The following is an 11,077-nucleotide window of genomic DNA, read 5'->3' as shown; positions in this document are numbered from 1 at the left end:
CAACCAATTAACCAATTAACTAATATACTAGTAATGTTTTTAAATAAAAAACAGGGATAGTTAACCCCAATTTTTTACTTTTAACTTATTACTTTTTGCTTACTGTGTATTCGCCGTTCCCGAGTTTGTTTTGTCCGCGTCCTGGCCCAAGACCAAGACGAAGTCGGGTTTTTCCTGGCCGGGATTTTTCGTCAGCTCGGCGGACAGATCGGCCTTGAGCCAATCAGGCAGATCAAAAGTAACAGTGGCGTTGGTTTTTTCTTTTAGTATGGCAAGGGCGTTGATCTTTTGCCCCATGGTCAGATCATAGATGATCGATTTATCAAAATTTTTCCGGCTGGAATTGGCGACCGCCACCACTTTGAATCCGTATTTATCCATATCAATGGCGGAGCGCTGGGCCAAGCCGTTGATCCAGGTGCCATTCAAAATTTCCAAAGACGCCTTCTCGGTGGCGACATCTTCTTTTTTCTGTGTTGGCGCTTCGGTGAAAATATTTTGCGTCAGATATTGAATTTCAGAAAAATCGCCGTTTTTGGGAAGTAAGACGTAGGCGCCTTGCTCGTTGATCGTCTGATAAAGCAAACTGTCAGCGCTGTTATCCAAAACTTTGGTGATGATATTTTCCCGGCTGACGTCTTTGAACATCGTCCAGGCTTTGATAATTTCCCAGACTTGCAGATTGGTGCTGATGTGGTCGTTTAGCTGGGTGATGATTTGGCCGATCAGAACCGGATTGAGCAAAACATCGGTGCTTAAGAGTTTGTCTTTGACCGCCTGCAAAACCAGCTGTTGGCGGTGAGCGCGGGCAAAATCAGATCCTTCGCTTCCGGCGCCGTGGCGGGAACGGGCGAATTTCAAAGCCAGATTGCCGTCCATATGCTGTAAACCTTTGTCGACGTGCAAGTGCGCAAAACGGGCGTAATAATCAGGATTGTTTTCCTGACCATCAATCGGATAACTGTAATCGTCCAAAGTATTTTCCACGTTGACGTCGATGCCGCCGATCTTATCAATGATGTTTTTAAAAGCTTCAAAATCGACCCGGACATAATAATCAACCGGCACGTTCAAGATATCAGCGACGGCTTCGGAAACGGCTACGCCGCCCGAGCCCGGGGTTTTGGCTTCGGCAAAAGCGTCAATGTTGTTGATTTTGGTCCAATTGGCGGAATTCTCGACCGGGATGGACATGTCGCGCGGCAGAGAAAGCAAGGCGATCTTTTTATTTTTAACATCGAAAGACGCGAGCATAATCGTGTCCGAGAGATAAGGGCCGTCGTGATTTTTTCCGCCAATGCCCAGAAGCAGAATATTGATCCGTCCTGAAACCTCGCCCTTCAATTGGCGGTCGGAACTCGAAACCAGATGCCGGAGTTGTCCGAGCAAGGGGATTTTATCGATAATCAGATTGGTTTGATCGGAAATTGGCCCGCGGTAGGAAAAAAGCAGAAAAGCGACAGTAAAAAAAACAACCGCGGAAAAGGAAATTTGATAAAATAATTTTTTCCCGCCGGCTTTAGCTGTTGGCGATTTTGTCTCCGTCGGTTCGTTCGCCGGTTCGATATTTTCTTTGTTTCGATCAATCATGAACTAATTACTGATTTTTTAAAGCGATAATTTCATTATAGGGATAAAATTTTATTTTGGCAAGCCGGATATTTTGGCTTAAGTTAGTACCTGGCCGGGAATTTTAATGATGGCAATTTTTTGCTATAATATAGTTAGAAAGCTCCATCGACAACTAACAAGATTTTGACTATTATTTTTCTATTGATTCCGATATTTCTGGGAACCGTGGTTTCCGGGTGAGGGATCTTAAGGGCAAATTTGTCCGCCAGACAGTAAGAAGGATTTTTCTTTCTTATCGTTTAGCGGCAACTTTCTTTCAAGGAATTGGGCGCGAAAAGTTCGGACGCAATTCCTTGAAAGAAGACCTATTGGTATTTGTCAATTCTTGTTTCTACTGTAGACGGGGCTTTTGTTTTTGGATAACTTGTCCGGTTAAGGCGGGGGAGCAGATCAATTTTTAATTTAAAAAAATTACAAACCCATTGACAATTTAATACTGTTTTGCTATAATGACGATATATACCGTCATTTTTTTATTATAATAAAGCATATAAAATTAGCCATTTTATTTAAGAATATTAAAATAAAGGACGGCTATGATTGACATAATTAATAATTAATGTTAAACTACTATGATCAGTAAAAATCAGCTTGAGGAAATCCGGGACGGACTTTTACAACTTGAATTTTCCGAAAAAGAAATTGCCGTCTATTTGGCGTTATTGCAAAGCAAGGAATCGAGTATTCCTTCAATCGCCAAAGAAACCGGACTGGGACGAGGAACAGTTTATGATATTGTCGAAAAATTAAAAATCAAGGGATATGCGGCCGAAGTCCGAAAAGGAAAAAAGCGGCGGATCGTGGTGGAAAGCCCGGCTAACAGATTTTATTCTTTGCTGGATGAAAAGCATGAGCAATTGCAAAAGGCTAAAGAAGCCGTTGACCGCCTTTTGCCCGATCTGCAGGCGCTTGATGTCAATGGTGATTTTAAGCCACAGGTAAGAATATATGAGGGAGAAAAGGGTTATTGCCAGGTTTGGGATGAAATATTTGCCTCTAAAGAGAAATCCTGGGTCGGTATTGCCCGCTTAGAAACCTTAATAAAATTTATGGGGCAGGATTTTCTTCGGGGTATTGAGGAACGCAAAATAAAGTTTGGTTTTTCCAGCCGGGCAATCAATGAAGATTCGCCCCTGGCGCAAACCATGGTGGCTAATGATGAAAAATATCGCCGCGAAACTCGGTTAGCGCCCAAAGAGTTTCAATTTACCGCTTCGGAAATAATTTTCGGCGATAAAGTGGCGATGTTCTCCACTAGAAAAGAAAATATTATCGTGGTGATGGAAAGCAAGGACTTTGCCGAAACGCAGCGGCAATATTTTGAGATGATCTGGAAATTTCTGGAAAAATAATCAATAAACTTTTATAGGAGGATGTATGGAGAGGAAGATGAGCGTTTCTGAATATGAAAAGACCATGCGGGAACCGTCTTATCATCGGTGTAAAGCTTATGGTTGCGGCCAAATTTCATCGGCATATGATTGGGCGCGCGAAATTTTAGGGCAGGATTTGATCACGCCGGAAGAAATTGCCGGGGTTACGCATTGCGGATTTGTTTATAGCAAAGAACAATTAGCTGGTTTTGCAAATCATTTCTGGAGAAACAGAGACGAAGATATCTTTATCGAAAATGGCGAATACGCGGTTAGTACTTGGCGCGCTGATGACTTTATGGTAATCGCGGGACCGCCCAGGCCGATGTCCCTTGTTGAAATAATTGATACTTACCCCAGTTTTTTTAGAGAACGGGACAGATATCATCATAAAGAAGAATCAGTGGAAAATTTTTCGCAGGAAAAAGTCGAAGCAGAATGGCTGGTAATCTCGAAACAACCAAGAGTTTTCGCGGTCAATAATACATGGGAAAAGCAATGTGAAAGCTTGTGTATAGCGGTTACGTTCGAAAGAGTCCCGAATATCGCCGAGCTTGCCTGGACATTTTGTTCTTATAAAGCCGTAAGAGGTTCGTTATTAGCAAAAGTCTCGCCAACTTTAGTTGATGATAATATAAGGATAAGATCTTCTTCTTTTTTCCCGGGCGGTGATCGCGCCGTGTTTTGTTATGATTGTCAGGAATTACATTTGTTTGATACTTATGATAATCGCAAGTTTGCCATAACGGAAATTTCTGATAATTGCATAAAAAGAAACGGCATTATGGTTGCCAGAATAATGTCGCTGTAGCGAAAGTATGAAAAATTTACAGGAGGTTGAAACGAGAGACCTAAGAGGTCGAATAAAGCATAAAGTTAACCCCGGGGCCGGCAATTCGGTTCCCGGGGATTTTTTAAAAAAATACCCGTTTCCTTTTTAAGGAAACGGATATTTGTTCATTCCAGAGTAAAGATCAGCGAGTCTTTGGCTTGGATCCAAGCGTCATCAAGGCCGTCAGGGAAATTGGCTAAGCCGTCGATAAGGGAACCGATGGTTGCGCCGACATCTTTGTAAACCACGACCGTAGCTTTAAGCGTCCAGCCCGGTTCGAAATTTACGCCTTTGACCATGTCGCTTTTTTTCGCGCCCAGCCAGCTGTCGGACATTAAGATGATCGAGGGCTGGTCATTTTTGACGATCCTCACTCCGACCGCGGCGTCATTGCCGTTATTGTCGGTGATGGTTTTGCCCCCGGCCGCCAGATTGTCAAAAACCAATTGGACATTGGCGATCAAGGGCGGGCGATAAATCCCGTCGGTGGCCACGACTTGGACGGGATTTTCCCGTGAACAATTAATAAAAGGATATAGAACGAGCAGTAAGATGATTGCTAAAAAGAGCTTTGTATTATTCATTTCGACCTCCTTTGGTTTGTGGTTGTGATATTACAATTTTTTCTAATTGATGTCAATGATAAATTTTAAAATAAAAATAGATCTCCACGCAAAAACACCTCTCTTGAGGTGTTTTTGCGTGAAAAAATAAATGGTATTTTGTATCCCTTACTTATATCAGAGGAATGAAAAGATTACTTACTTTCAACTTTTTTTATCGGAGCGCTCAAAATAAATTTAACATCCACCGGAATTTTAGAAGCAACATTAAATTTTTCACTTTCCATTTTATATTTTACAACTATTATATATTCCCCCTCGGATGTTAACTGCATTCCATTGGTTTGCGTAATTGTTCTTAATCTTTTTTTGCCTTCTTCGAAAATAGGGCTACTGGAAAATTCGCCTATTTTTTTGTTTTGTGGATCAATTATTTCAATAGTGTAATCGAATTTTCTCTTATTCGCGACATTTTCATCAACCCACAAACTAATGATTGTAAGGACTATTGGTATATTTTTTGAAGGTTTGCTCAAATCTTCCGCGTTAGCGAATTTGACTGTTATTTCGTCGATGCAGTCGAATAAGCTGAGAGAATTTGTAGTGCTGTCTACGACGGCCTTAGAAAAAATAGCTGACCAAATATTTTTCATATTTTTTTAATTATTGAAATATTATTAATTCGTTCAATTTTTTTATTAATAACATTATCGTTGGTTATTGTTTTGGTTTCAGTTTTTTGGACGTCAGGAACTTGGAAAAGGTGGATATAAAAGTTTGCGGCAGTGTTATATTTAGCTGCTAATGGATCTTGAATTTTAACTTTAAGTTTATAACCAAGGGCTTTCGTTATTTTTTGTAACTGATTTAGGCTTGGCAAGTCGTTCCCATTTTCTATTCTGGCAATCGCAGGTTGTTTGGTGCCTATCATTTTTGCCAACTCTTCTTGAGTTACGCCCTTGTCTATTCGAGCATCAATAATACTCTCGGCAATTTCAAAAGCCAGGTCCTCTTTTTCAAGTTCTTTTCTGAAAGATTCTTGCTTTAAAAGTTTTTCATTCAATTGTCGCAATTCACTAGACATAGAATTACTTTCATTTATTAAAAATAATATTTTTTCGTTGCCTGGCCACATTCAATTCTCTTTCTGGAGTTTTTTGACTTTTTTTAAGAAAGACATGCAGGAACCAGCAAATTTCATCTTTTAAAGTAAATAAAATTCTCAGTTTGTTTGACCTGATTTCGTATATGTCCTCTTCCAACTTTCTAGCATATTTCGATTTAAAAAGGTTTTGTAGCCCATCATTTTGCCGCTCAATTCTTTTCATCGCTTCACTAGCCCTTCTTTGATCATTTGGCTGAAGGTTGTTAATGACACAATCCTCTACTGGAGAAGAACCATCTTCCTTTCTGAAAAATTGCGCCTGCATTTTATGTGTTTATTTAGATAAAATATAACAAAATTGTTATATTAACATAATATGCTTTTTTAAAATTTGTGTCAATAGTCAATAAAATCGCCTGATTCAAAGGGTTTGTACCTCGTATATAAAAAGAGCAAACTGATTGATTTGCTCGCTTGTCCAGAACGACTTGTCGCGTTCACTTCAGCTTCCTTGTCTGCCAACAGATAGGCGTCTTGCTCCTTTGTTCATGGCTACCCGCCGATCATTCCCCGAATGGTCGGCGTCGCTCGATTGTTCGTCGTCGCTTCCGCTCCGCCTCTCACCACGCTCGCAACCAGTTCGACCCCCTTATATATTATTGTGGGTAAGGGGGGGTTCGCGCTCGCGTCGCTTCCGCTCCGCTCGCTTGTCCAGAGGCAGCGACGACCTGCCCCCGGCAGGTCGTCGGACGCTCATCTGCGGTTGACGCCGCCGGAATGCGGCGCCAACCTTGTTTCGCTCCTGCCTAGTTCGACTCCCCACTTAACCATACTATAAATAAAAGACGGCCTAGATGGCCGTCTTTTATTTATAGAGCGGGTAAGGGGAGTCGAACCCCTATGACCAGTTTGGAAAACTGGCATAATAACCGCTATACGATACCCGCGGTTTGTTTGTTTTTATAAGCTTGCTTGTCCCCCGAAGCCGCGCCGCGCGGCGAAGGGGGAGAAAACTGGGGTAATACCGATATACGATACCCGCCTTCGCTCGCCGGAGCGGCGAGCTACGGCGGGCATGCCCGCAAGTAGATCGTCGCGAAGGTGAGCTTCGTCCGCCCAGGGCGGACTACGGTCGCACGCCGCCATAGCTTTGGCGACGGCGCGCGGGCAAAGCCCGCCATAAGCGTTTCAAAAAATTTAAGCAAACTTCGGCTTTGCGCGCCATAGCTTTAGCGACGGCGCGCGAGGCAAGCCCGCCAAAGGCGATTTTTGATTTGGATATTTTTCAAATAAATTCTTAACGATGAATTTCTAAAATATAATCTAACAATAATTTATCCTTAAGGCAAGATGATTGACTATTTTTATTTCTTACGATAGGCTAAAAGTGCCTGAGACGTTCATATTTCCTCTAATACGTTTCGGGTTTTTCCTTCCTTTTAAGGGCGGGGGAGAGAAGGACATCAACTTCTCTCCCCATATTAATTCTAAAAGTTAATAAATCTTTATTTCAAAATGCGAAGAATCACCTTGGCAGCCCTGAGCCCGGTAACGGGTTCTTGATGAGGGTCAAGCCCCTTTTAACACGGTGATTTATTTCCGATTGGAGTTCCGCGCCTCCTTTTTTGTCGGAGTTTCGCATTTTGATCGGAGGGGAAAGCTATTTTATCGGCTTCTCCTCCGTTTTCTTTTTATACGCAAGCGAAGGCGAGAAAGGAACCATATAAATCCCGCCGGATGGCGGGATAAACAGCGCGAATTATTGCGGCGGCAACGGCAAGACTTTTTTCTTTAAAGGCAGGAATAAAAAGATAATCGAAACCGCTATAATTATCAGGCTGATAACTTGTGGCCAGCGGTAGCCGAAAAAATAAGCGGTCGTATCGGTGCGCAAAAATTCCGTGCTAAATCTTAAAGCCGAATATAAAATAAGATAGGTCAGAAAAATAATTTTATAATTGCTCCATTTTTTCTGGAGAAATTTTGCCACGATAAAAATTAAAATAGCAAATATCACCAGATCGCCGAGGGATTCATAAAGGAAAGTGGGATGAAAATAATCGGACGATAAATATCGATCAGGCCGGCTCATAAAATCGATCGGAATCCCCCAGGGCAGATTGGTCGGCTTGCCGAAAAGTTCCTGGTTGAAATAATTTCCCCAGCGGCCGATGGCCTGGCCCAAAGCAATGCCGGGCGCGAAGACCGCCGCTAAGAGCCAGAAATTAACTTTTTCTTTCCAGCAAAAGTAGATCAAAACCAGTAAGCCGCCGATCAGACCGCCGTGGATCGCCAATCCGCCCTGCCAAACTTTTAAAATACTCCAATAATCCTGACTATAATAGTTCCATTCGAGCAAGACATGATATACCCGGGCGCCGACAATGCCGGCGATGATCATCCAAAAGGACAGGTCAAAGATTTTATTCGGTGACAGGCCGAATTTTTTGGCTAATTTAAGTGATAATGTCAGCGCGGCCAAGATCCCTAAAACCACGAATAAACCATACCAGTAAACGCGCAATGGGCCGAAAGCAACAAGGATCGGAGTCGGCGAAAAAGTGTGAAGAAAGTTGAACATAGCGATATTATTATGATTAATTGCTGCTTATAATATTTTGGCCTTTTATCGGCGGGAAGTCAATATTGAAATTAGTCAATTAGTTAATTGGTTAATTAGTTTTCGGACTTATTTTTTTATCAACTAATGGACTAATTAACTAATTAACTAATTATGATATAATGAAAGATATGAATATCAATGATACTAAAAAAATCGATGAAGAAAAAGTCGCCGCATCGATAGCTTCTTTGCCGGCGCAGATTGCGGATATTATGAAGCAGGCGCAAAAATTAAAATTGCCGCCGGCGTATAAAAAAATCAACCGCGTCGTGGTGAATGGCATGGGCGGCTCGAATTTGGGCGCGCGGATCGTCGCTTCGGTTTTCAAGGATGAAGCCAAGGTGCCGATCTTGATCGAGCCGGGCTACCAAGTGCCGGCCTACATTGACCGAAATACCCTTTATATCATTTCTTCTTATTCGGGAAACACCGAAGAACCGGTCGGAACTTTTGTTGAAGCGAAAAAACGCGGCGCGAAAATCATCGGCATCACCGAATCCGGTTCTAAAAATAGATTGGCGGAAATAATGGAGAAAGAAGGCGTGCCCGGCTTAATTTTTAATCCGACGCAAAATCCTTCCGGCCAGCCGCGGCTGGGCTTGGGCTACGCGATCTTTGCTTTGCTCGCTTTGCTTTCCCGAGCCGGAGTCATAAAAATAAATCCGCTCGAGATAGCGCGAATCATTTTAGCTTTGGAAAAAAATAATTTCCGCTTGGATCTTACGGCGGCCGATTGGAAAAATCCGGCCAAGCAAGTCGCCAAAAAAATTTATGGCAAGGAAATAGTTTTGGTCGGCGCGGAGTTTTTGGAAGGCAATTTGCATGCTTGGCGCAATCAGTTTTGCGAAACCGCCAAGAATTTCGCTGATTATCTGGTTCTGCCGGATTTGAATCATTATGCCATGGAGGGTTTGGCGCATCCGGCAAGCAATAAGAAAAATTCGATCTTTATTTTCGTCGAGAGCGATCTTTATCGTCCGCGGATAAAAAAGCGCAGCCAGCTGACCCGGGAGATCGTCCGGAAAAACAAGATTGAGGCGATCGAGCTGAAATTAAAAAGTAAAACCAAATTGGCGGCGGCGGCGGAACTTTTGCAACTGGGCTCCTGGATAACTTTTTATCTGGCGATGTTAAATCAAGTTAATCCGAATTCGATCCAATGGGTGGATTGGTTCAAAAAAAAGTTGGCTTAACATTATTATTCCCCTCTTGGGAGGGGTGCCGAGCCCGCTTGTCCGCCTCGGGCGCGGGCGAGGCGGGGTGGGTTTAAATTCGCAGCGTAAGAATTATAATTTTATGAAGATATACGTTTGTAATATTTGCGGCGAAGTTTATTTGGGGACGGCGATGCCGGCGTCCTGTCCTTTTTGCGGCGTGACGGCTAAGCAATTAAAATTGGCGCACGAATGGGAAGATGCCAATCTGGGCGTGGTCTTAAGCGAAAAAAGCCGGAAAAATTTAGAGGCCGCGTTGCAACTTGAATTATCCAATACAGCTTTTTATTTCTGCGCCGCTGATAAATTGGTCAATAAAGAAGCGGCCAAGATGTTCAAAGGTTTGGCTAAAGTGGAAAGAGAACATGCTTCGGTTTTCCGCAAATTGTTGAAATTAGACGCCATACCCGAGGTAAAAGAGGAATGCCCCGCCGATCCGGCCGAGTGTATCGAACAGTCCTACCAGCGAGAAAATCGCGCCGTGGCTTTTTATGCCAAGGCGCTGAGTGAGGCGTCGGAAGCGCGGATCCGCGAAATTTTTGAAGCCATAATGAACGTGGAAAAAGATCATATTACCTTAGACGAAGAGATGAAGAAAAAATTTGAGAAGTAATCAATTTTATTTTTATCTAATATTTTTTGTCATCCCGAGTCTCTGACGAGGGATCTATTTTGCACAAACCCGTTTGCTAAAGGAATAAAATTTTTGACGCAAGAAACTTGATTTGCTGGTTAAAAATAGATCCTTCGCGCGGCGCTTCCGCCCGAGGCGGACGCAGCAGGATGACAAAATAAGAAAATTTATGAATCCTAAAGAATATGATTTTTCCAAGGTGACGGGGATTTCCCAAAAAACTTTGGATATTCATTACAACAAACTTTACAAGGGTTATGTAAATAAGGCTAATGAGATTCACGATAAGCTGCATGTTTACGGCACGGGCGGCGGGGACATTGAAACGGTCAACCCGACTTTCCACGATCTGCGCTCGCTGCGCGATGCCGAGACTTTCGCGGTCAACGCGGTTTATTTGCATGAACATTATTTTGACGCTTTGGGCGGCGATGGCGTACCGGGCGGAGAATTAAAGAAAGCGATCGAAGAAAAATGGGAGTCGTATGAAAATTTTGAGCGCTATTTCAAAGCATCTTGTTTGGCCGCGCGCGGTTGGCTCATTCTCTCTTATGATTGCCAAGCGGAGAAGATAAAAATTTATATGGCTGATGTCCACAATCAGGGCGCGGTCTGGGGAGCCGAACCGATTTTAGTCTGCGATTGCTACGAGCATGCTTATTTTATCGATTATGGCTCGGACCGCAAAGCCTATATCAATGACTTCTTCAAGAATCTCAATTGGGATGTGCTGAATAAGAAGTATAAGGAAGCGATGGGAGAATAAAAAAATCCCCTCTTGCTTGCCCCGCAAAGCGAATCGATGCGTGGGGGAGGGGTGCCGAGCCCGGCGAGGTGGGGTGGGTATATTCCTGACAATATTATATAAAAATCTGGCGGTGAGCCGGATTTTTTGTGAATAGCTGGTCTGCTTGACCGAAAAAAATTGTCGTGGTTTAATATTAAATCAGACAAAGTAATGAACATTAAACAATAATTAAGGAGGATAATCATGAGCAAGAACCAGGCTCAGAAGATAAGGCGAGAAGAAATGTCCTATTTGGCAAAAAACCATATCTTGGGTCGTTCCGGCGGGAAAGAATATCTTCAGCCCGGGGATTG

At 42.9% G+C, this 11,077-nt stretch carries 11 protein-coding genes and 1 tRNA gene; 5 read left to right on the top strand and 7 right to left on the bottom strand.

Translation table 11 applies throughout. From position 1 onward, the window contains the following. Nucleotides 1-99 precede the first annotated feature (99 nt). Nucleotides 100-1,590 (bottom strand): LCP family protein, encoded by a 1,491-nt coding sequence (locus PHE24_06520; protein MDD4902757.1) that lies wholly within the window; start codon nucleotides 1,588-1,590, stop codon nucleotides 100-102. Nucleotides 1,591-2,204: 614 nt separating this feature from the next. Here PHE24_06520 and PHE24_06515 point away from each other — a divergent pair. Together PHE24_06515 and PHE24_06510 are read left to right on the top strand one after the other, a co-directional pair. Continuing rightward, a complete protein-coding gene (locus tag PHE24_06515; GenBank protein MDD4902756.1) occupies nucleotides 2,205-2,984 on the top strand; it encodes a helix-turn-helix domain-containing protein in 780 nt (259 codons plus the stop codon). 25 nt (nucleotides 2,985-3,009) lie between these two features. After that, nucleotides 3,010-3,816 (top strand): hypothetical protein, encoded by an 807-nt coding sequence (locus PHE24_06510; GenBank protein MDD4902755.1) that lies wholly within the window; start codon nucleotides 3,010-3,012, stop codon nucleotides 3,814-3,816. A 146-nt stretch (nucleotides 3,817-3,962) separates the two neighbouring features. Here the strand turns inward: PHE24_06510 and PHE24_06505 are convergent, their stop codons facing one another. From PHE24_06505 to lgt, 6 genes are all read right to left on the bottom strand, one after another. After that, nucleotides 3,963-4,421 carry a hypothetical protein gene (locus PHE24_06505; protein MDD4902754.1) on the bottom strand — a complete coding sequence of 153 codons (459 nt, stop codon included), beginning with the start codon at nucleotides 4,419-4,421 and terminating at the stop codon, nucleotides 3,963-3,965. Between the two features lie 173 nt (nucleotides 4,422-4,594). Beyond that, nucleotides 4,595-5,053: a hypothetical protein gene (locus PHE24_06500; GenBank protein ID MDD4902753.1), complete on the bottom strand. Its 459-nt coding sequence runs from the start codon at nucleotides 5,051-5,053 to the stop codon at nucleotides 4,595-4,597. Further along, nucleotides 5,050-5,484 carry a helix-turn-helix transcriptional regulator gene (locus PHE24_06495; GenBank protein MDD4902752.1) on the bottom strand — a complete coding sequence of 145 codons (435 nt, stop codon included), beginning with the start codon at nucleotides 5,482-5,484 and terminating at the stop codon, nucleotides 5,050-5,052. The genes PHE24_06500 and PHE24_06495 overlap by 4 nt, the downstream gene beginning before the upstream one ends. Before the next feature lie 10 nt (nucleotides 5,485-5,494). After that, nucleotides 5,495-5,830 (bottom strand): type II toxin-antitoxin system RelE/ParE family toxin, encoded by a 336-nt coding sequence (locus PHE24_06490; GenBank protein MDD4902751.1) that lies wholly within the window; start codon nucleotides 5,828-5,830, stop codon nucleotides 5,495-5,497. Nucleotides 5,831-6,380: 550 nt separating this feature from the next. Beyond that, a tRNA-Gly gene (locus tag PHE24_06485) sits at nucleotides 6,381-6,452 on the bottom strand. An 812-nt stretch (nucleotides 6,453-7,264) separates the two neighbouring features. Beyond that, a complete protein-coding gene (lgt, locus tag PHE24_06480) occupies nucleotides 7,265-8,086 on the bottom strand; it encodes a prolipoprotein diacylglyceryl transferase (protein ID MDD4902750.1) in 822 nt (273 codons plus the stop codon). Nucleotides 8,087-8,247: 161 nt separating this feature from the next. Between lgt and PHE24_06475 the strand changes: the two genes are divergently transcribed. The 3 genes from PHE24_06475 to PHE24_06465 all read left to right on the top strand — a co-directional run bounded on the left by PHE24_06475 (nucleotide 8,248) and on the right by PHE24_06465 (nucleotide 10,742). Then, nucleotides 8,248-9,321: an SIS domain-containing protein gene (locus PHE24_06475; protein MDD4902749.1), complete on the top strand. Its 1,074-nt coding sequence runs from the start codon at nucleotides 8,248-8,250 to the stop codon at nucleotides 9,319-9,321. Nucleotides 9,322-9,424: 103 nt separating this feature from the next. Beyond that, nucleotides 9,425-9,955, top strand: a complete 531-nt coding sequence (locus tag PHE24_06470; protein MDD4902748.1) for a ferritin family protein — start codon at nucleotides 9,425-9,427, stop codon at nucleotides 9,953-9,955. A 190-nt stretch (nucleotides 9,956-10,145) separates the two neighbouring features. Further along, complete coding sequence (locus tag PHE24_06465; protein ID MDD4902747.1) at nucleotides 10,146-10,742, top strand: superoxide dismutase; 597 nt, start codon at nucleotides 10,146-10,148, stop codon at nucleotides 10,740-10,742. Nucleotides 10,743-11,077 lie beyond the last annotated feature (335 nt).

This window comes from Patescibacteria group bacterium, from assembly GCA_028707065.1.
Lineage (GTDB): Bacteria > Patescibacteriota > Patescibacteriia > Patescibacteriales > WJLG01 > JAQTUZ01.
Note: the sequence above shows the minus strand (reverse complement) of the source record. Positions and strands in the feature narration are given on the sequence as shown.

What these genes read in the sequence shown, in the direction of transcription:
- PHE24_06515 (MDD4902756.1), top strand. Translation starts at nt 2,205, where the DNA reads ATGATCAGTAAAAATCAGCTTGAGGAAATCCGGGACGGACTTTTACAA.
- PHE24_06465 (MDD4902747.1), top strand. Translation starts at nt 10,146, where the DNA reads ATGAATCCTAAAGAATATGATTTTTCCAAGGTGACGGGGATTTCCCAA.
- PHE24_06490 (MDD4902751.1), bottom strand. Translation starts at nt 5,830, where the DNA reads ATGCAGGCGCAATTTTTCAGAAAGGAAGATGGTTCTTCTCCAGTAGAG.
- PHE24_06470 (MDD4902748.1), top strand. Translation starts at nt 9,425, where the DNA reads ATGAAGATATACGTTTGTAATATTTGCGGCGAAGTTTATTTGGGGACG.
- PHE24_06475 (MDD4902749.1), top strand. Translation starts at nt 8,248, where the DNA reads ATGAAAGATATGAATATCAATGATACTAAAAAAATCGATGAAGAAAAA.
- PHE24_06505 (MDD4902754.1), bottom strand. Translation starts at nt 4,421, where the DNA reads ATGAATAATACAAAGCTCTTTTTAGCAATCATCTTACTGCTCGTTCTA.
- PHE24_06510 (MDD4902755.1), top strand. Translation starts at nt 3,010, where the DNA reads ATGGAGAGGAAGATGAGCGTTTCTGAATATGAAAAGACCATGCGGGAA.
- PHE24_06520 (MDD4902757.1), bottom strand. Translation starts at nt 1,590, where the DNA reads ATGATTGATCGAAACAAAGAAAATATCGAACCGGCGAACGAACCGACG.
- lgt (MDD4902750.1), bottom strand. Translation starts at nt 8,086, where the DNA reads ATGTTCAACTTTCTTCACACTTTTTCGCCGACTCCGATCCTTGTTGCT.
- PHE24_06500 (MDD4902753.1), bottom strand. Translation starts at nt 5,053, where the DNA reads ATGAAAAATATTTGGTCAGCTATTTTTTCTAAGGCCGTCGTAGACAGC.
- PHE24_06495 (MDD4902752.1), bottom strand. Translation starts at nt 5,484, where the DNA reads ATGTCTAGTGAATTGCGACAATTGAATGAAAAACTTTTAAAGCAAGAA.